Source organism: Agrobacterium sp. a22-2, from assembly GCF_012276985.1.
In the GTDB taxonomy this organism is placed as follows: Bacteria; Pseudomonadota; Alphaproteobacteria; order Rhizobiales; family Rhizobiaceae; genus Allorhizobium.
In genome coordinates, this window is record NZ_JAAXMM010000004.1 from 290,674 (window position 1) to 310,770 (window position 20,097).

Annotated in this window: 15 protein-coding genes and 1 pseudogene; 13 read left to right on the forward strand and 3 right to left on the reverse strand. The window is 62.4% G+C overall.

The window, feature by feature from the left end:
• Positions 1 to 69: 69 nt before the first annotated feature.
• Both HFC70_RS08535 and HFC70_RS08540 read right to left on the reverse strand, forming a co-directional pair.
• Positions 70 to 582, reverse strand: coding sequence for an Hcp family type VI secretion system effector (locus HFC70_RS08535; protein WP_168472802.1), 513 nt, complete (start codon positions 580 to 582; stop codon positions 70 to 72).
• Between the two features lie 141 nt (positions 583 to 723).
• The gene (locus tag HFC70_RS08540) at positions 724 to 1,041 is read right to left on the reverse strand and encodes a hypothetical protein (protein ID WP_210259189.1); all 318 of its coding nucleotides are present in this window, start codon (positions 1,039 to 1,041) and stop codon (positions 724 to 726) included.
• Between HFC70_RS08540 and HFC70_RS08545 the strand changes: the two genes are divergently transcribed.
• From HFC70_RS08545 to HFC70_RS08605, 13 genes are all read left to right on the forward strand, one after another.
• Positions 1,031 to 4,228, forward strand: coding sequence for a DUF2169 domain-containing protein (locus tag HFC70_RS08545; protein WP_168472804.1), 3,198 nt, complete (start codon positions 1,031 to 1,033; stop codon positions 4,226 to 4,228). The two genes, HFC70_RS08540 and HFC70_RS08545, sit on opposite strands and share 11 nt — an antisense overlap.
• A complete protein-coding gene (locus HFC70_RS08550) occupies positions 4,221 to 5,336 on the forward strand; it encodes a pentapeptide repeat-containing protein (protein ID WP_168472805.1) in 1,116 nt (371 codons plus the stop codon). Before HFC70_RS08545 ends, HFC70_RS08550 begins: the two co-directional genes overlap by 8 nt.
• A gap of 2 nt (positions 5,337 to 5,338) precedes the next feature.
• The gene (locus tag HFC70_RS08555) at positions 5,339 to 5,743 is read left to right on the forward strand and encodes a PAAR-like domain-containing protein (protein ID WP_168472806.1); all 405 of its coding nucleotides are present in this window, start codon (positions 5,339 to 5,341) and stop codon (positions 5,741 to 5,743) included.
• Positions 5,744 to 5,801: 58 nt separating this feature from the next.
• Positions 5,802 to 7,319, forward strand: coding sequence for a type VI secretion system Vgr family protein (locus HFC70_RS08560; protein ID WP_168472807.1), 1,518 nt, complete (start codon positions 5,802 to 5,804; stop codon positions 7,317 to 7,319).
• A gap of 34 nt (positions 7,320 to 7,353) precedes the next feature.
• The gene (locus HFC70_RS08565; RefSeq protein WP_168472808.1) at positions 7,354 to 8,346 is read left to right on the forward strand and encodes a hypothetical protein; all 993 of its coding nucleotides are present in this window, start codon (positions 7,354 to 7,356) and stop codon (positions 8,344 to 8,346) included.
• 41 nt (positions 8,347 to 8,387) lie between these two features.
• On the forward strand, positions 8,388 to 9,032 hold the full coding sequence (locus tag HFC70_RS08570; RefSeq protein ID WP_168472809.1) for a DUF3540 domain-containing protein: 645 nt from the start codon (positions 8,388 to 8,390) through the stop codon (positions 9,030 to 9,032).
• A gap of 10 nt (positions 9,033 to 9,042) precedes the next feature.
• Positions 9,043 to 10,998: a tetratricopeptide repeat protein gene (locus HFC70_RS08575; protein WP_168472810.1), complete on the forward strand. Its 1,956-nt coding sequence runs from the start codon at positions 9,043 to 9,045 to the stop codon at positions 10,996 to 10,998.
• Positions 10,999 to 11,361: a hypothetical protein gene (locus HFC70_RS08580; RefSeq protein WP_168472811.1), complete on the forward strand. Its 363-nt coding sequence runs from the start codon at positions 10,999 to 11,001 to the stop codon at positions 11,359 to 11,361.
• A gap of 147 nt (positions 11,362 to 11,508) precedes the next feature.
• Positions 11,509 to 12,297, forward strand: a complete 789-nt coding sequence (locus HFC70_RS08585; protein WP_168472813.1) for a hypothetical protein — start codon at positions 11,509 to 11,511, stop codon at positions 12,295 to 12,297.
• Positions 12,287 to 14,425 carry an MFS transporter gene (locus tag HFC70_RS08590; RefSeq protein ID WP_168472814.1) on the forward strand — a complete coding sequence of 713 codons (2,139 nt, stop codon included), beginning with the start codon at positions 12,287 to 12,289 and terminating at the stop codon, positions 14,423 to 14,425. Before HFC70_RS08585 ends, HFC70_RS08590 begins: the two co-directional genes overlap by 11 nt.
• 10 nt (positions 14,426 to 14,435) lie before the next feature.
• Positions 14,436 to 15,485, forward strand: coding sequence for an ABC transporter substrate-binding protein (locus tag HFC70_RS08595; RefSeq protein WP_168472815.1), 1,050 nt, complete (start codon positions 14,436 to 14,438; stop codon positions 15,483 to 15,485).
• Between the two features lie 4 nt (positions 15,486 to 15,489).
• The gene (locus tag HFC70_RS08600) at positions 15,490 to 17,577 is read left to right on the forward strand and encodes a hypothetical protein (protein WP_168472817.1); all 2,088 of its coding nucleotides are present in this window, start codon (positions 15,490 to 15,492) and stop codon (positions 17,575 to 17,577) included.
• Positions 17,567 to 19,255, forward strand: coding sequence for a PP2C family protein-serine/threonine phosphatase (locus HFC70_RS08605; RefSeq protein WP_168472818.1), 1,689 nt, complete (start codon positions 17,567 to 17,569; stop codon positions 19,253 to 19,255). The genes HFC70_RS08600 and HFC70_RS08605 overlap by 11 nt, the downstream gene beginning before the upstream one ends.
• A gap of 32 nt (positions 19,256 to 19,287) precedes the next feature.
• Here the strand turns inward: HFC70_RS08605 and radC are convergent.
• A pseudogene (radC, locus tag HFC70_RS08610) lies at positions 19,288 to 20,046 on the reverse strand (DNA repair protein RadC); the annotation flags it as partial.
• Positions 20,047 to 20,097 lie beyond the last annotated feature (51 nt).

Here is a 20,097-nt window from a genome sequence, read left to right on the forward strand (position 1 = left end):
ATATCGGTACGGGCGGCGGTGGCCGCCCGCGCGAGCAGGCGGCCGTTCCGACGTCGGCCTTCGGGCGGCTCAGACCACAGGCTTGCGCCAGTCGTCGGAAGCGGAGGTGCCAGCCTTCTCATGGGTCCAATCGCATTTGCGATAGGTGAACGACCATTGTTCGGAATGGCCGCGGGCATCATTGGCGGAATCGTTGGTGTCGGGCAGGATGACCTTGCCGCCGACCAGGACGGCGTCCGTCCACTTGATCGTGTAGTAATGCTCCTGCGTGCCGGTGGTCGAGGTGCGCCAGAACTTCAGTTCGACCTCAAGGTTCTCACCGGTGGCCAGAGCCTGCCAGAGCAGGGGGGATGCCTTGTCGAGCGGCTTCAGGAAGGTTGCCGGCTCGTGGCGGCGGGTGCCGATGGCGGTTCCGGAGTTCGGATCGCGCGGAACGATCGCATTGCTTTCGAAGAAATAGACGATGGATTCGCCTTCGTGGCCTTCCTGCCAGACGTTGCCGATGGAGTCGGCCGTCGAGGCATCCTTGGTGATTTCGCCCTGGGTGGAGCCGGTGATTTTGATATATGCGATGCTTGCCATTCTAATCTCCTGTGGTGCTCGGGATGGTGACCGGGTATCAGCCGCAGCCGATGCCAGGAGATTTGCAAGCGCCGTGCCATGTTCGATACCGAAACTGAATATCGTTTTATAACAGATGGATAGCGCCGAAATCTGGCTGTTTCAGTCCTTCTGTAACTGAGAAGATATCTTCTCAGTTACAGGTGCGGTCGCGCAGTTTTCCGGCGGCTCGAACGAAGCAGAAAGTGCATGGCTGCCGGTTTCGAGGCGGGAAGCACCCAAACTTTTATGACAGGCCCTTTGTTTTCCATCGCTTTTTTCCGTCATCAAAATCGAAGCGAAAACGCTGCGCAGATTTTCGCGAATTGACCCCTTGGTTGGGTGGTGAAATCTTGCCGATCCACCGCCCAAGTTCCGGGACAATTTTGTCACGGGGGCTTCTTCAGCCGGCGAGAGGAAAGGGGTCAGCATGCCAGCCATCATCAAGCCTTCGCGCCTTGCTGCCGCCATCCGCACCGAGCCGGTGCCGCAGGGTGGGCTGATCACCGTATCGGCCTTTCTGCTGTTCGACTTCGAGAACCCCCGCGACTTCCTGACCGAGCAGGCGCTCTGGCCGATGGTCACCGAGCAGATGCCGTCCGGCATCTTCGACAAGGGCAGCCTCAAGCCTAGGGGTGAGTGGATCGTCGCCGGCGCGGCGCTGGCGCCGGGGTCGGAGCCTGTTCAAGGTGTGCGCGTCACGGCGCGGCTTGGATCTGCGGAAAAGCACCTGGCCGTTTTCGGTGATCGGTTCTGGCGCTTGACGGAGCGCGGCATCGTCATGACCGAAGCGCTGCCCTTCGACCGGATGCCGATCGACGAGGCCCATGCATTCGGCGGGCAGCGATTCAGCGAGAATACCCGCGGCAAAGGCCACGATGCGCGTGCCATTCTCGAGGCAGGCTATGACGCGCCACTGCCGAATGTCGAGGCGGCGGGTCGGTTGATCCGGTTCATCGACGACATGCCGCATCCCGCCCATTTCGGGCCGTTTGCGCCCGATTACGCGGCGCGCATGCGCTATGCCGGGACCTATGACCAGGCTTGGATCCAGACACGGGCGCCGATGGCACCGGACGACTTCAATCCGCTCTTTCATTGCGACGCGCCGCTCGATCAGCGGCTGGACGGCCATTTTGCCGGCAACGAAGAGTTTTTCGTGGCTGGAATGACCCGCGGCGGGCAGGCTGCCGGGCGTCTGCCCGATGTCGTCGTGCGCGGTTTTGTCCATCGCCCGGCCGACGACAGTTTCACCGAGATCCGCATGGTCTGCGATACCGTCACCCTGTTTCCCAATGTGACCAAGGCGGTGATGGCTTTTCGCGGTCTGGTCCAGTGCCGGGATTCGTTCGGGGAGGATATCGGAACCGTTCTGCTGGCCTTCGAAAACCGCGAGGATGTTCCCCGGCCGGCGGACTATTATCTGCACATCTTTCGCATGCGGACCGACAAGCAAGAGGCGCACAAGCATGCGCTGTCCGATTTCCAGCTGATGCCACATCGGGAAGCGACGGAGATCGCGGCGCGCCGGGCCATGCGGTTGCGCAAGGCACAGGACGATCGCGTGCTGTTCATGGAAAACCAGAACTGGGCGGCCCGCAGGGCCTTTGCCGACGAGGGCCTGTCGCCGTCACTTGTTCCGCCGCCGATGATCGCGGCGATCGACGACCTGCCGCTCGTCGCCATGCCGACGCGGGCCGATATGGAGCGCGGCGATTTCGATCTTGCCGAACTGATCGACGATATCGAAAAGCTCGACAAAGCGCTTCGAGCCAAGAGCGACCTCGAAATGGCGCGTACCGAACTTGTGCGCCGCTCCGTGGTGCGCAGCGCGCCGCATCACCTGTTGCCACCCTTGATGCTGGAGCCGCTGGTCTCTGACGAGAACATGGCAAGATTTGCCGATCTGTCGCCGGAGGCAGCGATCGACGGCATGGACTTCGAGGCCGCATTTGCGGAGCGGCCGGCGCCGATCGCCGACGAATTTTCCAGTGCCGCTGGAGAAGAACTCTCGCGGTCGATCGCCGAAGCATTCCAGCGTCTGGACGGACCGCAATCGGTCGATCCGCAGGCTGTGGAGGACCAGTATGCCAAGGCCTGCGCCCGTGCCCTGGGACTGCCCGAGGGGTCGCTGTTTCACGAATTGCGCCAATCGCTTGGCATCATCGCTCCGGGACTGGGAAGGGAAGGGCCGGTTGCGGATCCGGCCGAACCGAATTTCATCAAGGAGCTTTACGAGCGCATGAGCGCGATCGGCGAGATCCGGCTCGATGCCGCAGACGGCGTCGCGGCAGCGGGGCTCGCGCCATTGCCGGACGATGCCGGTGGCGATCCTGGTGCCCTCGACACAGCGCTGGTCGGTCTGTCCGATAGGCTCTCGTCGCTGGCATCGGGTGGAGTGGAAAACGAGGGCGACACTTCGCTGAACGCCATTCTGGCCGATTTGCAGGCTTCTATTCCGGCCGGTCGCCGTCAAGAAGGCGCAGCCACGATCGGCGCGACCCTGTCGCAGAAGACGTCAGACGTGCTGGCAACGCTGGAGGAGACGGAGACCGACACGCAGGACGCGATCGGCCAGTCCCGCCGGCTGTCGCCGGCGGCCTTGTTTCCGATGGAACCGTTCCATCCTGATGTGTCCGAACGGTTCGGGCGGTTCATTGCCGAGCGACTGGCGGAGGGGCAGGGGTTTCGCGGCGCGGATCTTGCCGGCGCGGATCTGCGTGGCATCGATCTGAGCGGGCTCGATCTGCGCGCCACCTTCTTCGAACGCTGTGATCTGCGCGGGGCCAACCTGTCGGGTGCGGATCTGGAAGGGGCCGTGTTCACCGAGGCCAATCTGGAAGGCGCCGATCTGACATCGGCGCGTCTGAACAGTGCCAATCTCAGCAAGTCCCGGCTGTCTGGCGCCCGGCTGGACGGCTGTAGCTTTGAAGGCAGCACGTTGATCCAGGTGGCATTGGTGGACGCCTCCCTGCGCGGTTCGCGCTTCTCCCAGGTGACCTTCATCGAATGCGATCTCCAGCACGCCGATTTCACCGGCGCCTTGTTGGCCGACATGCAATTCCTGCGCGGCAAAGCGGACGGCATTATCCTGGAAAACGCCAGGATGGCCCGCGCGGCGATTTTGCAGCTGTCCATGAAGGCCGGCAATTTCTCGGCCGCCCATTTCGAGCGGACAACCTTTGCGGAAGTGGCCGCGCCGGCTGCCAATTTCACCAAAGCCGTTCTGTCCGAATCCGGTTTTCTCGGCGATTGCGATCTCTCCGGCGGGAATTTTGCCGGGCTTGTGGCCAGCAGTTCTTCATGGAGCAAGGCACGGCTTGCCCAGTCCTGTTTTCTGCAGGCCGAATGCGACGGTTGTTTCTTCAATGGCTGCGAGATGTCGGAGTCGGATCTGCGGCTTGCATCCTTCCGGAACGCCCGCCTGGACAAATCGGTTCTGGCCGGCTGCGACCTGTTTGCCGCCAATCTCTATGCCGCCTCGCTCGGTGGCTGCGATCTGACACGGGCCTCGCTGCGCAGCGCGAACCTGTTCCTGGCCAATCTCGATGGAGCGCGCCTGGGCAGTTGCGATCTGACCGGCGCCAATCTCGGCAAAACGATGATGGAGCGCGCGACAGATGCCTAAGGGCCTTGCAAAGACCGTGACCACCAGAGGAGATATCCTCGACTATCTGGCGCATCGCCAGCAGATCGTCGCCAAGGATGCAGGCGGGCTTGATCTTTCAGGCGCGGTGCTGGCCGAGGCGATGTTTGTCAGCTGCGATTTCAAGGGATGCGATTTTTCGAGCGCCGATCTGTCGAATGCCACGTTCACCTCCTGCAATCTGTCGGGATCGGTATTTTCGGGCGCGGTCCTGACCTCGACCACCTTTGTCGACTGTGGCCTGGATGCCGCCGATTTCCGGGATTGCGATCTGTCGCAGACGCAGTTCATGGCAGGCACGGCGGCCGGGGCGGCCTTCGAGGGTGCGAACCTGGAACGCACGGTGTTTGCCAAGACCACTCTCTCCGGCAGCGATTTCAGCGATTGCGCGATGGAGCGCAGCTCTTTCCTCGACTGCGATATCGCCGGCATGTCGCTGGCCGACAGCGTGCTGAACACCGTGACGATTACCAAGGCGGCCCTGAACGCCGTCGATCTCTCCGGCACCCATGTCGATACCGGCCTTTTTGCTGAAGCGGATATGTCGGACATGGATCTCTCCGGCCAGTCCTGGCAACGCTGCACATTCTTTCAGGGGAATTTCTCCGGCACGCGCCTGAATGGTGCCCGGCTCGGCGGCAGTATCTTTGCGCAATGCGATTTCCAAGGTGCGACGCTGTCGGGCGTCGGGGCCAATTCGGCGTGCTTCACGCAAAGCCGCCTGGAGGGCGTCGATCTTTCGGGGAGCGACCTGACTCTCGCCAATTTTTACCAGGCGAAACTGTCGGGCGCGGTTCTCAATGCGAGCCAGCTTTTTTCGGCGGTCTTCATCGAGGCGGACTGCCGCGGCACGCAGATGGAAAAATGCGATCTCAGGCAGGCTGACCTGTCGCTCGCCGCTCTGGGCGGTGCCACACTGACGGGCTCGGATTTCTCGAATACGAAGTTTCATGCAGCCGAAACCGGCGGTACGCTGTTTCTCGGCAGTTCTGGGAGCACGATCGGAACGGATCAGGATCGGGCCATCGCCGAACTCTATGCGTCGAGCCGGGTCGCACTTTATGGTGACACCCGGGAAGGGAGGGGCTGAGCATGCCGTTCGTCAATTCGCAGGGACCCATACCCGGCATGGATTTTTCCGTGCCCGATGTCTACCTTCAGCCGACGCCGGTCGGGCCTATTCCCATTCCGCTGTTCAGCATGGGCATGCGGGCGACCGAGATCCCGACCAATTTCCGCTGTCTCATTTCCTGCATGCCGTCGCACAACATGATGAATGTCGCGCCGGTGACCATCAGCGGCCCCGGTCCGGGCGTCGCCTCCGGCATGGTCTGTTCAAATAGCCGCAATGTGAAGGGCTCGGTCAAGTTCTTCATTCAGGCGATGCCTGCCACGCGGGCTCTGATGGATCCGACGGTGCAGAACGGCGTTTCGCCCAACTCGGTCGGCACGACCATCGTGCCGTCGCAGATCAGGCTGCTCAATCCGAGCGGGTGAAATTCCAAAAACGCCACGACGACATGATTACAGGCCAGGTTTTGAAGGGATGAGCGCCATGGATGCCGCACAGGAAATAACGATCACCCTGCCGAATGTCGATGCGGGTGCTGTCTATGCCGACCGGGTCCGCGGCCGCGAGGCGCTGAGCCAGACATACGAATTTGAAGTGGATGTCCTGTCGCCCAAGGTGCTGGATATCGATGCGATGCTGGGAAAAGCCGCGACGCTGAAAGTGCGCGTGCTGGACGAGACCGCGACGGTGCATGGTGTGGTGCAATCGGCGCAAAGTCTCGACCCCACCAAGAACCGGGAATTCTGCTATCGTTTCCTGATCGTGCCCGCCTTGGCGATGATGCGCCACAGCACGCAAAACCAGGTCTACGGCACCGATCGCGACGTGAGCGTGATCGACATCGTGGAAAATGAACTGAAAGACGCCATCAAGCGCGCGTCGGCCACCGGCGGCAGCCGGTCTGATCGACGCATCACCTATCGCATGATGGCGGCCGGCGAATATCCGAAGCTGGATTTCGTGATGCAGTACCGGGAGAACGATTTCGATTTCATCTCGCGGCTCTGCGAGAAATTCGGCATCTTCTACGCCTTCGATCAGAGTGGCGATCGGGAGGAAGTGCTGTTTTGCGATAGGAACGTTCATTTCCAGCGGGTTTCCGGCAACAGCGTCAGCGGCGACATTGCCTATCGCAATGCGGCGCACACGCTGGGTGAGGGAGGATTTGCCATCCGCTCCTTCAATTCCGTTCACACAGCTGGTGCCGGCCAGTTCCAGTTGCGCGAGTATAACGACGAAACGCCAAGCGTCGATCTAAGGGTTTCCGCCAGCGCGCCTTTCGCCAGCCATGGCGTTGAGGTGTCGTACGGCGAAAACTATCGCACCACCAGCGAAGGCAAGATGCTTGTCAAGCTTCATGCGGAACGGGCTGCCGCCCGGCAGCTGCGGTTTGTCGGAGAGAGCAATATTCCGCTTCTGCGGCCAGGCTATTTCTTCACCCTGACCGACCATCCGGACGGTGCCTTCGAGCAGCAGTATGTCGTGACGGAAATCGAGCACCGGATCTGCGAGCCATCGCCACGCGGTTTCAGCTCGGCGGAAAAAACGGCCGAGCCCTACAGCAACCGCTTTGTCTGCATTCCCTTGAAGACGCCGTACCGGCCGGCCCTTACCACGCCGAAGCCGGTGGTCCATGGCGTGCTGGTCGCCTTCATCGACGGCCCGGACAATTCGACGCTGGCGCAGATCGACGAATATGGGCGCTATCACGTGCGCATTCTGGACGAGGAAAGCGGCCTTTCCGGCGGCATTGCCAGCCATCTGGTGCGCAAGACCGAACCCTATGGCGGTGGCGATGGCTACGGATCCCATTCCGTGCTGCTGGTCGGAACGGAGATCGTCCTGTCCTTCATCAACGGTGATCCGGACCGGCCGCTGATCGTCGGTGCGTTGTCGAATGCCGAGAAGAACAACACGGTTGTCGACAGCAACGCCGGTGTGGCGCATCGTACGCGCACGGCATCCGGAATCATTTTCGAATTCAACGACGGCGCCCTCTGACCGGCGGATCCTCGTGAACTGAAAGGAAAGAGAAATGGCTCTCGCATCCACTCCCGGCAAAGGCCCGCGGACGTCGATCCAGAACGGCTCCGCCCATCTGTTCGTTCCCTATTCGGCGGGAACAAACGCCCGCAGTACGGCCGACGATTCCCGCAAGCCCGGCGCCTATTTCCGTCTGGGCGGCTATTCCGGCGTAGAGACGGCGGCGATCGCCGCCGACAGCACGCAGCCGGGTTCGGGCGACAATCTCGCCAATTTCTATCCGCGCCAGCACCTGACCGACACCGGCACCAATGCCGTCGAGTTTGCCGCAGGCGAGGGCTCGAGTTACAAAGGCGGCATCATGCTGTCGTGCGACGGTCGCATGCTGATGCGCGCTGGCGAGAAATTCTACCTTCATGCCAAATCCGCGATGCACGTGGACACCGAGAGCACCCTGACGGTTTATGCCGCCGACGCCATCAAAGTGGAATCCGGCGTGTCGATGACGCTTCAGACGTACAATGCCGGGCCGATCACGATCAGCGCCGATGAAGGGAAGGGGTCGATCACCCAGAAGAGCGTCAAGTCATTGAAGGAAGTCAACGGCAACGATTACACGTATGTCACAGCGGACAGCTACACCTATACCAAAGCCGATTCCTATTCTTACCGATTGGGCCGGCAGGAAAGCGTTACGCTGGGTGGAACGTTGAGCCTGTTCATCGGCGGTACTATGTCGGTCAATGTCGGGGCGACTCTTTCGATCAAGCTGGCCTATGACGCGACTATCTATGTTGGCAAGCTTGATCTCGGCTACAGCAAGATCGATTTCTGCACTTTGAAAACGGAGATCAAGGCGGGCAAGATCGAGACGACAGCGACAAAAGTGACGTCCACGCTCACCACGTCCGCGCTGAATGCGATCGAGGCCAAGACGGGCGCTATCACTGCGATTTCCAACGGTATCGACAATGTCAAGGCTGGGCTCGAGGCCAAGGTGAATGGCCTGTCCAATAATCTCTCCGGCCTTTTCATGGTGACGTGATGACTGGCCGACGGAACCGACAGGTAGGGGACTAAACGAAGATGCAAGGTGTCACGCAGGCATTGACGGCCTCCCTGGCCGGGAAAGAGGCCGACCTTGGCGGGGCCTCCGCCGATGGTCTTTCCCATGCGATCGTAAGGGCTTTCCTGACCGAGACGGATGCCAGTCTCCAGACGCCGGGTGGCGGTAGCTTAATCGCTCGCCAGGCGGCAAGCTGCCTGCTGGCGCCGGTGATCGGCGATCGGGTGCTGGTCTATACCGATGGCGAGGAGGCCTTTATCCTGTCCGTTCTCGTGCGTTCGGCCGACCATGCCGCAGAGATTGCCGTGCCGGGCGCAGAGCAGGTGGTTCTCAGGGGCAAGGGTCGTCTCGACATCCACGCGCCGCATGTCTCGATCGGCACCGGACGGCTCGATGTGGTCGCCAAGGCGCTTTTTCAGGCCGGAGACAGGCTGACCAGCCATTTCAAGCGCATTACTGAAACCGTGGTCGACAAGGTGATCGGCGCACGGACCATCACCACGCAAGCCGAGACGCGGACCGCGGTGATCCGGGACGTGGAACTGCTGAGTGCCGGCACGCTGGTGCAGACCGTCGACAATGTCGCCACCCAGAAAAGCGAAATCGCGCTGATCACCGCCAAGCGTGACGTGCGGATCGACGCCGAACGCGTCAGCGTCGGGTGAGGCGGGCGCGATGATCCTGATCGAGGACAGGTTGCAGGCGGCAGAGGCGCATCGTCTGGAGGGGCGCAGCGAGAATGCGCTGCTGCTCTATCAGTCCGTTCTCGACATCAATCCCGCCAATATAGAGGCGATCAAGGGCGTTGCGGAGATCCAACTCGCTCAGGGCAATGTGGCCGAGGCTCTGGCGCTTGCCGCAAAGGCGGTTGCGCTGTCCAACTGCGACCTGGCGGCGCTGGCGCTTCTGGCGCAGGCCGCGCAACTCACCGGCGACGCGGTGAGAGAGGCGGCAGCGCTCGATCAGGCGGCACTCCTCGATCCCTTCGAACCGGTGACGATAAAGCTTCGAGCAGGCCTTGCGGCGCGCAACGGCGATCTCGTCACCGCCGAAAAAATCCTGGTCGATGCCCTGGCCGTTCATCCGCAGGAGATCGGGTTGATCGCCGCGCTGTCGCAGGTCTACATGGAGGCCGGTCTTGTTGGGGAAGCCCTCGAGCTTAGCCAGAAGGCGCTCGCGCTCAAGCCGCAGCAGCCGGACACTCTGATGCTGGCCGGCACCCAACTGGCAGCGCTCGGCGAGCATTCCCAGGCGCTCGGACTGTTCGAGCAGGCCTTTCTGCTGGAGCCGGGCAATGTTCTGTTGATGGCCTGCCTTGCCGACTGCCATGCCGGCCTTGGCCAATTGAGCGAGGCGCATCGGATCGCGCAGCGGGTGATCGGTCTTCGCCCGGATTTCCTTCCGGGCTGGCGGGTCTTTAGCCGGGTCATGATCCTTCGTGGCGAGGCGGCAATCGGGCTGCGGGATCTGGCGACCGCCTGCCGCCAACATCCCGATCGTATCGAGGCGCTGATCGCCCTTGCCGACGGCTACCGCGCAGCCGGCGAACACCGGCAGGCGCTGGCGCTGCTGGATCCGCTCGCAAACCGGCTGGCCGGGCTGCCGGCACAACAGCGGCAGAGCGTCATCGCACTGCTGCGCGATTGCCGCCTGTCGCTCGGGCTGATCGAAGAGGCTGGTGCGTTGACGGCCGATGTCCGCCTCGGCCAGCCGGATTCCACCTTTGGCCTTCCAAACAACGAGCAGGAAGCCGTGGCAGCGATTGGCAGTGGGGCGGTGGCGCAGGCCTTTGCTGCGTTGCCGGTCATCATCGGCCCGGCCGTGCCCATCCTTGAGGCCCTGCCGCTGCTGCGTTTCTGCACAGGCGGCGGCGATCGCAGGCGGCAGATCACGGGGCCGGCGGGTTTTGCTGATCTTGTCGATCTGGTGCCCGGAACAGTCTTCGCCATTGCCGAGGACGACGATCCTCAGACTCAGACTGCCGGCATTCCACTGGCTGCGGTGCTGGCGCTGCCGGCAGACGTGCGCGGCGGTATCGAGCTGCCTGAGCCCTATATCGAAGCGCCGCAGGAGCGGCGCGCCATCTGGCAAGGCACATTTGCCGATCTGCCACGGCCGCTCGTCGCCATCGCCTGGAACGGTTCACGACCGGGCCTGCTGTTGGACGACCTGCGCCCGGCTCTTGACGGATTTTCCGGTACGCTGGTGTCTGTTGCCTGGGACGACAGCCGTCATCAACTGGCCTTCATGCCGGACATTCTCGACGCGGGCGTGCATTTCGGCGGATTGTCGGATCTCGCCGGTGTCCTGGCCGAGATCGATGCGATCATCGGGCCGGACGGCGTCGCCCTGCACATGGCCGGCGCCATGGGACGTCCGGGCGCAGTTCTGGTGCAGCCGAACGCTGCCTGGTACTGGCATGCCAAGGACGAATTTGCGCTGTGGTATCCATCGATCCGGGTTCTGCGGACGGGCAAGGTGGGGCATTGGTCGGCCGTTCTGGATGATGTTCGCCAAGGGCTTGTGGATTTCCTTGCCGCGCTGCCGGCCAGCGGAGCCGCGGTTCCGAAAGCGGAGGACGGTGCCCTGCGTCAACCGACCGATCCGCAAACCAGATGCGAGGTGGCTTGAATGGCATCCTGGCGACCTGCCATACGCGAGACCGACCCCTTGCGTGCCGCTCTTCTGGACTATCTGCGGGCGCGCGCCGCGCGGGTCTTTCTGGAGGCGAGTGCCGGGGTGCAGCCGCTTGGGCGGGCAACCACGGTCACCAGCGACGGACAGCAGCTCGTCATCGACCTGACAGTGGCCCCCGAGCGTGCCGCGACGGTGGCAAACCGCGCCGCCCTGATCTTCGCAGTCGCCGGCCACGCCGCGAATCGCGAGGCCGGATACCAGGTGCAGGGCCGTATCGTGCTGGATCGAAAGACGCTGGCCTTCCTGTCGATCGAGGTCTCGGTCGAGTTTCTCGGGCCGCCTTCGTCCCAATACTGATCATGAATGGGAATTGGGCAAGCATTTCGTTGTTGGAAAGGACCAGATTCGGTCTATCCGCTAGACAATTTCCGATAGTCATGGAACCTTCAATGGGCGATGCTAAAGCTCGCCAATCGCGTTTCTTTCAGGATAGGGCAGCTTGATATGCGCATAGGCTTGCGCGTCTACATTTACAGTATGTTCGTGATCATGGCGGCCTTGGCTCTTTTGGGGCTGATGAGCATCGTCAAGTACGAGAACATCCTTACGAATACGCTGGCCAAACGGCTGACGATCGTGACCGAAGATACGCGGGCATCGGCAGAAAAGGCCGGGAGCCTTGGCGTGTCGCTGAAAGCACTGGCGCAGCAGAACGGCGGCCCCGTCGACGTCGCCTCGCAGCTGCTGCCGGAGGATGTGCGCGTCGTCGTGTTGGACCCGCGCGGCGAGGTCATCGCCGTGCCGGGCCGCGACAGTTCGCTGCCAGTGGCCGCCGAACCGCTGATCGGCAAGATAGCCGCCAAGCAGACCAACTGGCATATGCGCGAAGGCGGTTACCTGATCGCCGGCAGCACCGTGATCAACTCGTTCGGAGAGCCGGAAGGCGCGATCATTGCCTTGCAGCCCGATCAGATCATCGACCAGCGCGATACGGCTATGTTGCGCCGCATCACCAGCTTCTCGTTCCTGACGCTGGTGCCGATCGCCATCATTGCGGCGATCGTGGTGTTCATCAGCCTGCGTCCGCTCGGCCATTCGATCCACGCCATGCGTTCGGTAGTCGAGGAGCAGGATGCCGCCCAGATTTCCCGGGTGCATGGGCCTTTGGCGCCGACGTTGCACTGGTTCGGGCGGATCTTCGGCGATCTGGAAGAACAGCGCGACCAGGCCGTGAAAGCCTTGAACGAAATCGAGGCCCTTGCATCGACCGAGGGTAAGCGCGATGGCAAATGATACCGAAAGCATGACCGGCAGCGAGAAGCTCGTCGACAGTGCGGCGCAAAGAATTACGCGACATATCGGCATATCGATCGCGCTGCTCGTCGTCTTGGCGAGCTGCATCCTGTTTGTCCTGACCATTCAGGCCTTCCAGAAGGATCTGGAGCCGGATATCCGGGCTGCCAGCACCCAGGTGGCCCGCTCGGTCACCAACACCCTCGATTTCGCAGCCGAACTCGATATCCCGGTGCGTGAGCTGAGAGGCGTCGATCAGTTGTTCGATCTGACGATCGCCCAGAATCCGCAGATCCAGTCGCTGGCGCTGGTTTCTCCCGATGGGTCTCTGCTGGCGGCTGCCGGCCGAAACGCTGCCACGCCATCCGAAGACATGACAACCGGTTCCGAGCCGGTCGCGGCAGTGCGCGAGGATGGCCTGAGCCAGTTCCTGTTCGACAGTGCCGAAGGGGTGCTCGGGCTGTTTTCCACCACCGTGCCGGTCCTCGAAGAGCCGATCATGAAGGACGGCGCGCTGTTCGGGACGCTCAAGGTCGAAGTGGCCAAGGATTTCATCAACGGCCAGTTCCGCGACATTCTGTTCGACATGGTGGTGATCCTGATCGTCTCGCTGCTGGTGGCCTTCGAAATCATGACGGCCTTCATTCTCTTCCATATCGTCACGCCGATCCGGCGGCTGATCTTCCTGGTCGTCAATGGCGCGCATGGACGGTTCGACACCTATATCGTGCCGAAGAACGACGACGAGATCGGCCAGATCACCCGGCGGGTATCCGATGTGGTGATCGCCCTGCATCGCCGTTTCGTCACCATCATGTCGTCGCTGTCGAGTGCGGCCCCTGCGGTGCGCAGCCAGCTCGATCTGGCCTCGTCGCGGTTCAGCCTCAGCGCGGAAGGCCCGAAGCGCCTGTTCATCGGCAGTTTCGTCGATGTCCGGGTGCCGCTTTTCCTGTTCAGCTTTGCCGACGAATTGCAGAAATCCTGGCTGCCGCTCTATGCCAGGAGCCTGGCTGGACCGAATTCCTATCTGTCGCAGGAAGTCGTGGTCGGTCTGCCGATCTCGGTCTATATGGGCACGATTGCCATAGCCACGCCGTTTGCGGCGCGCTGGGCCGACCAGTATGGCGCGCGGCTGATGTTCCTGATCGGCCTGTTCCCGGCGGTGGTCGGCTACGTTCTTTGCGCGTTGGCGCCGGACGCGCTTTTCCTGGTGCTGGGACGAGGTGTCACGGCTTTCGGCTATGCGATCATCACCATTTCCTGCCAGGGTTATATCGCAGCCATTGCCACGAGCGAGAACCGCGGCCGGGCCATGGCGATGTTCGTCGGCGTGCTGATGAGCGCCACGATGTGCGGCACGGCGATCGGCGGCGTGCTGGCCGATCGCGTCGGCTATCGCGCCGTGTTCTGGATTTCCGTCGGGTTGTCGCTGGCGGCCGGCCTGCTGGCGCGGTCGATGCTGATCTCGGAACTGGCGGCCGACAGGTCGCCGAAGATGAGCCTGCTGCGCGGCATCAAGGCTCTGGCGCAGAACACCCGCTATTCCGCGATGATCCTGCTGGCCGCCATTCCTTCGAAGATCCTGCTGACCGGATTCCTGTTCTATCTGGTGCCGCTCTATCTCTCGAGCCTCGGATCCAACGAGGCGGAAATCGGCCGGGTCATGCTGCTCTATTCGCTGACCATCATCCTGTTCGGATCGGCGAGCGGTCGCATCGTCGACTGGCTGGGCCGCACCGGCTTCATGCTGGCCCTGGGTGGCGTGCTGTCGGCGGTCGGGCTGGTTGCCTTCTATGAGTGGCAGAACATCTGGTCCGTGGTATTGATGGTTTTCGTCATGGGGCTTGGCCATTCGGTGACCAAGAGCCCGCAGATTGCCTATGCGTTAGAAATTGCCGAGGAGGAGAGCGTGCGGATCGGGCGGACCACCGTTCTTGGCGTGCTGCGCACCACGGAGCGTATCGGTAGCGTGCTGGGGCCGATGCTGGCCGCCTTCCTGGTGCTGCAGTTCGGCTTCCAGCAGGCGATCCTTGGCATCGGCCTGGGGATCGTGGCAACGTCGGCGCTGTTCTACATCATCATCGCCCGCGAAGGGGCGAGCGGTGCGAAGACCGCATTGCCGAGCTAGGAAGACCGTCATGAAGCGTATTATGTCCAATTTCTTGCGACGGGCGGCAGGCGGTCTGTGCGTCCTGATGCTGACTCTTGCCCCTGCCGCGCAAGCGCAGCAGGCGACGGGCACGCCGGACAAGCGGTTTACCATCTACATGGCGGCCTGGCGCGGCTGCGAAGAGGCCTGCCAGGGCTTCATCGACTATGTCAAGGAAAGCGGCATGCCGGCCGATGTGGTGATCCGGGATGCCAAGACCGACAAGACCGTCCTGCCGGACTTCGTCCGGGAGGTAAAGGAAATGCGTCCGGACCTGGTCGTCACCTGGGGAACGACCGTCACGGCGCAGATGATCGGTCCCTACGATGCTGCCGACAGTTCGAAATATATCGGCGATATCCCGAGCATCTTCATGATCGTCGCCGATCCGGTCGAGGCGAAGATCGCCAAGTCCTTCGAATCCTCCGGGCGCGAATTCGTCAGCGGCACGCGCAACCGCGTGCCGGAAATCATCCAGCTGAAGGCCATGCTGGAATACCGTCCGTTCAAGCGTTTCGGCATCATCTACAACGAAAACGAGTTGAACTCGAAGCTCAATGCCGATGTCGTCAAGCGGGCGGCGGATGAATTGGGTCTCGACCTCGTCATGCTGCCGATGCCGCTTCACAACGGCGAGCCCGATGCCAATGATATTCCCGACCTGATCCAGGAAGCAGCCGACCGCGGCGTCGAGTTCCTCTATATCGGCAGCAGTTCGTTCATCAGCGTCAATGCCGACATCTACACCCAGACGGCGGTCAAGCTCGGCATTCCCGTGGCGTCGAGCTATGAAACGTCGGTCACGGAAAGTTCCGGCCTACTGGCGATCGCCTCGAAATACGGCATGGTCGGACGGCTGGCCGGCTACCAGGCCAAGCGAATCCTGGTCGACGGCATCAAGCCGATCGACCTGCCGATCGCAGCCCTCGACCGCCACTCCTATATCATCAACATCAAGACGGCGGCCGAGTTGAAACTCTACCCGCCGATGACGCTGCTCAGCTATGCCGAGATCGTCAACCAGCGCGGTGAAAACTGATCCGATGAGCGACGAACCGGGCCGCAGCCAGAGTGCCTTGTCGCGGCTGGCGTTTTTCGTTGCGGTCGTGGCCTTGTCGGGCCTGTCGCTGCTGGCGCTGACGGCAATCGGCAACCGGCTTCTGGAAATCCGGCTGATCCAGAGCCTTGATTCGGTCGCGGACAGCTTTGTCGACAATGTCGAGGCCTCGCTCGATTTCGGCCTGCCGATCAACGGGCCGGGCGGCGTGGAGGAGGCTCTGCAGCCGCCGGACGGTCTTTCTACCGGCCCGGACGCGCTGACCCTGACGCTCGACAAGCTGACCTCCGGGGACGGCGGCAAGGCTCCGGCCACCGGCGAGACCCGTCTGACCGGGGAGCATGCGGTGGTTGCCGAACGGTCCGTCCTCGACAGTCATGGCGAAGTTTCGGCCTTTCTTGTCGTCAAGCGGTCGACGGCGGGGATCGATCACGCATCCGAGCTTCGTGGCCGGATCCTTGCGATTTGTCTGGCCGTTTTTGCCGCCGTGACAGGGCTGCTGCTGTTCTTCCTGAAGCCGTCGCGCGTTCTTCTTCTGCCGGCCATCCTATTCCTTCCCGCGACACTGGCGCTGTCGGCAAGTTTCGGGCTGCAATCGACAAGCATCGCCCGGCAGGTTGCCGTTCTGGCGGTCGCCGATACCGGCAGCGACCTTGGCCGCGCCGCGCAACTGGGCATTTCCTTCGGCAATCTCGTCGGCATGCAGGACTATCTAAAGCAGCAGGTGGGCACCAATCCGGCGATCGACCGGATCGAGGTCAAAGGGCCCGGTGGCGTTCTCTATAAGGCCGGAACAGAGACGCTTGGATCGAGTGTAGCCGAAATGCTGTCAGTCCTGCCGTTTTCCGGCTTCGTCGATCTGACCGTCGGGCATGCCGTGTCCGAGGAGATCAGCGTGCGGGCCACCGCCAACATTCAGCCGATCCTTGCCGATCTCTCCGTCCTGCTGCTGGCCGCATTCGTGTTGTGGTTCTGCTGCGGAGCCCTGTTGCAGGGCGTATGGGGCGAAAAGGCAAGACATGACCGCATGAGTGCCGGTCCCTTTCTCGCCCCGGCTCTGCTTTTCCTTCTGCTGTTCCTGTCCACCCTCGGATCGCCTGGCGGCAGCGAGATCGCGCCTGCCACGGGGTTTGCAGCACTGGCTGCGGCATTTGCCGTGGGGTTGCTGGTGCCGGCCCGACTGGTGGCGCCGGCGCTCGTTGTGGGCGCGCTGGGCACGCTTTACGGCCTGTTCGGCAATGGCGCTGCGCTGCTGCTCGGAGCGGGCCTCGTGGCCGGCACAGGCTATGCTGCGACGGGTCTGCATCTGCGCCCGCTGCATCTGGCGGCAGCCCTTCTGCCGTCGATCGGCCTGTTATGGGTCTCCTATCTCAAGCTGATGCCTAGTGTCCCGTTCGGCGCCATCCTGTGCGTCGCACTCACGCTGGTTCTAGCGATGCTGGCCGGTTTCGGTCGGATGGGCCGGCCGACGGCCTCCCGTTCCATTTCCTTGCCGGTCGCTGCCATGCTGGGAGGAGCATGGATGTGGGTGTGCCTGTTCGTCATGCAATGCGCCGGTTTTCTGTTGCTGGCGATCGCTGCAACTCATGTCGGCGCCGACGGCCGCGAGCCTTCGCTCGCCTCCGCCTATCTGCTGCTGGGCGTGGTTCTCTATATCGGTGGAAACCTGGCGGCCGGCCTTTTGGGCAAGGCGGCGCGGCTACGATGGATCCTGTTCGAAATCAGCGTTCTCGTCGTGGTGCTGCTCATCGGTGCGGCCTATGTCGGCAACGGCGATTTGGCCCTCAACACGGCCTTGGCGGCCGCGCTGATGGGGGCCATCGCGCGCTGGTCTGCGGAACTGCCGTTTCTGGCGGCGCGCAACCGGCTGAGCGGCGCATTGGCAACCGCCATCGAATTGCTCGGCCTGGTGACGGCGCTGGCGATCGCTGGTTGGCTGAGTGCGCCTGCCTCTGCCGCCTTGCCGGCCACCTTGACCTACCTGGTCATGCTGTCGCCCTTAGCTTTCGCCATGATCGCCGGGATCAGGACGCAGCCGCGCCGTTCCGCGGAAGAGGCGGGACATGGCGCTTAGAACCCGCATCGCGCTCTTCGTCGGTCTTGCCACCCTATTGCTGAGCCTCATCTTCGTGGCGCAGGTGGTGCTGAGCGTGCGCGTCACCGACCAGTCGGCGCGCCGCGATACGACGCTTCTGATCGAGGCCATGTGGCAAAGCTATGTGGATGACGAGACCCTGGCGCAGGATGGCGTGGCAAACCGGGTGCGCCGCGACGTCGAGATCCTCAATGCGCTGTTTCAGGATCGCGGCGACATCATCCAGGCGCAGATGGATATCGGCGGCATCGAAAGCGGCGCCGATGGCCAGGTGATCATCATCATCAATCAGGCGCTGAAGCCGATCTACACGAATCTCACGAAACCGCTGCCGCCGGATTTCAGCCAGGCCAATACGCGTATGGTGCGGGTGACCGATACCGATGGATTTTCGAAATTCGATTTCGGCGAAGGCGAACTGGTCTACCGGATAAAGATCGTCCCGTTGCGCTTTCGCTTCGGCGTGGTCGGCTATGTGATTGTTGCAGCACCCGTCTCGAAGATTTTGGCGCGATTCGATCAATCCGTGGATCTCGATGCCAGGCTCGTCGACGTTGCCGATAGCGGGGCGATGTCGGCCCAGACCGTGATGATCCCGCTCGCCGACGGTTTCAGCGATGGCCGGGTTCTGGCCTATCTCGGGGCGTCCAACGACCGAACGGACGAGTTGCGCCAGACGCGCTGGCTGCAATGGATCGCCGGTGGCCTGGTGGTGGTCTTCGTCGGCCATGTGCTTGGCGGGCTGGTCTGGATGGTCAAGCGCGCGTTTCGGCCGCTCGATGCCGCGATCGACGTGATCGACAAGCTGACGCAAGGGCAGGAAGCGCCGCCGCTCGACACCAGTACGGGCACGATCGAAATCCAGCGGTTGTCGAAGGCGGTCGAGGCACTGCGCTCGGCCCATGCCAATCAGGAGGCACTGCGGCATTTGCAGGCGGAGCTCGCCATCGCCTCAGAACTGCAGCAGGCGCTCTTGCCGCGCGGCCCCCTGGTTGTCGAGGGCATTTCCTTCCATGGGCAGATGGTTCCCTCGCAGGAAGTGGCCGGCGATTATTTCGACTATTTCCAGATCGATGACAATCGCGTCGGCTTCCTGATCGCCGATGTCTGCGGCAAGGGAACGCCGGCCGCCCTGTTCATGGCCATGTCGCGGACCGTGGTCCGGTCGCTCGCCATGACCGGCCAGGCACCGGGCGAGGTGCTGACGGAGGCCAATCGCGTCCTTGCCGAGACCAATGACAAGAACATGTTCGTCACGCTGTTCTACGGGGTCATCGACCGGGCCGAGAAGCGGCTGCGTTATGCCAATGCCGGCCATGTGCCGCCGATCCTTAAAGGCCGTGACGGCTCGGTCTCGTACCTGCCGGCGACCGGCGACCTGGTGCTCGGGATGATCATCGATATCGGATACGACACCGTCGATATGCCGCTGCCGACCGACTGTCTGCTGGTATGCTACACCGACGGCATTCCGGAAGCCTTCGACAGCCGGGACCAGCAGTTCGGCGACGAGCGTCTGCTGTCGCTGATCGAGACGACGACGGTCAGCGATCCCGCGGAATTGATGGAACACCTGCGCAGCGCCGTGCTTCGATTTGCCGGCGGACGGCCGCAATATGACGATATCACCCTGTGCATCGGCGCATTTTCCGCCTGATCCGGTCTGATCCCGTCCAGTCGATAAGGTTGTCAGATCAGCCGCAGGCCTTTGAGGCTGGCGTGGCCGTCCTTGCCGATGATGATGTGGTCGTGCACCGTGATGCCCAGCGGCTTGGCGGTGTCGACGATCATCTTGGTCATGTCGATATCGGCGCGCGACGGTGTCGGATCACCGCTCGGGTGGTTGTGGACCAGGATGATGGCCGTGGCGGAGAGTTCCAGGGCACGTTTGACGACTTCGCGCGGATAGACCGGCGTATGGTCGATGGTACCTTTGCCCTGGACCTCGTCGGCAATCAGCGCATTGCGCTTGTCGAGGAACAGGATGCGGAACTGTTCGCGCGCCTCATAGGCCATGGCCGCGTGGCAATAGTCGATGACCGACGACCAGGAGCCGAGCACCTGCTTGCCCTTGATTTCGCTTTTCAGCATGCGCTGGCCAACGGCCGAGATCAGCTTCAGGTCGAGCGCCACGGCCTCGCCGACGCCCTTGACCTCCTGCAGCAGGGACGGCGGCGCGCCGATCACGCCGGCCAGGGTTCCGAACCGCTCGAGCAGCGCCTTGGCGATCGGCTTGGTGTCGCGCCGCGGGATCAGCCGGAACAGCAGCAGTTCGAGGATTTCATAATCGGCCAAAGCCGTATCGCCATTGGCGCGGAAACGGTCGCGCAGGCGCTCGCGATGGCCGTGGTAATGGGCCTGATCGCTATCGGGTTTTGAGGCCAGCAGCGGCGATTTCTTCAAGGTGCCTGATTTCGGTGCCTGCTCGGCGAAAAAGCCGCGTTCGTCAGTCTCATCGGGTTCGCTTGTCCCGACATTGTCCCCAGTCTCGACCCGTGG

What these genes read in the sequence shown, in the direction of transcription:
- HFC70_RS08600 (WP_168472817.1), top strand. Translation starts at nt 15,490, where the DNA reads ATGAGCGACGAACCGGGCCGCAGCCAGAGTGCCTTGTCGCGGCTGGCG.
- HFC70_RS08590 (WP_168472814.1), top strand. Translation starts at nt 12,287, where the DNA reads ATGGCAAATGATACCGAAAGCATGACCGGCAGCGAGAAGCTCGTCGAC.
- HFC70_RS08560 (WP_168472807.1), top strand. Translation starts at nt 5,802, where the DNA reads ATGGATGCCGCACAGGAAATAACGATCACCCTGCCGAATGTCGATGCG.
- HFC70_RS08545 (WP_168472804.1), top strand. Translation starts at nt 1,031, where the DNA reads ATGCCAGCCATCATCAAGCCTTCGCGCCTTGCTGCCGCCATCCGCACC.
- HFC70_RS08565 (WP_168472808.1), top strand. Translation starts at nt 7,354, where the DNA reads ATGGCTCTCGCATCCACTCCCGGCAAAGGCCCGCGGACGTCGATCCAG.
- HFC70_RS08585 (WP_168472813.1), top strand. Translation starts at nt 11,509, where the DNA reads ATGCGCATAGGCTTGCGCGTCTACATTTACAGTATGTTCGTGATCATG.
- HFC70_RS08580 (WP_168472811.1), top strand. Translation starts at nt 10,999, where the DNA reads ATGGCATCCTGGCGACCTGCCATACGCGAGACCGACCCCTTGCGTGCC.
- HFC70_RS08535 (WP_168472802.1), bottom strand. Translation starts at nt 582, where the DNA reads ATGGCAAGCATCGCATATATCAAAATCACCGGCTCCACCCAGGGCGAA.
- HFC70_RS08595 (WP_168472815.1), top strand. Translation starts at nt 14,436, where the DNA reads ATGAAGCGTATTATGTCCAATTTCTTGCGACGGGCGGCAGGCGGTCTG.
- HFC70_RS08540 (WP_210259189.1), bottom strand. Translation starts at nt 1,041, where the DNA reads ATGGCTGGCATGCTGACCCCTTTCCTCTCGCCGGCTGAAGAAGCCCCC.
- HFC70_RS08575 (WP_168472810.1), top strand. Translation starts at nt 9,043, where the DNA reads ATGATCCTGATCGAGGACAGGTTGCAGGCGGCAGAGGCGCATCGTCTG.
- HFC70_RS08550 (WP_168472805.1), top strand. Translation starts at nt 4,221, where the DNA reads ATGCCTAAGGGCCTTGCAAAGACCGTGACCACCAGAGGAGATATCCTC.
- HFC70_RS08570 (WP_168472809.1), top strand. Translation starts at nt 8,388, where the DNA reads ATGCAAGGTGTCACGCAGGCATTGACGGCCTCCCTGGCCGGGAAAGAG.
- HFC70_RS08555 (WP_168472806.1), top strand. Translation starts at nt 5,339, where the DNA reads ATGCCGTTCGTCAATTCGCAGGGACCCATACCCGGCATGGATTTTTCC.
- HFC70_RS08605 (WP_168472818.1), top strand. Translation starts at nt 17,567, where the DNA reads ATGGCGCTTAGAACCCGCATCGCGCTCTTCGTCGGTCTTGCCACCCTA.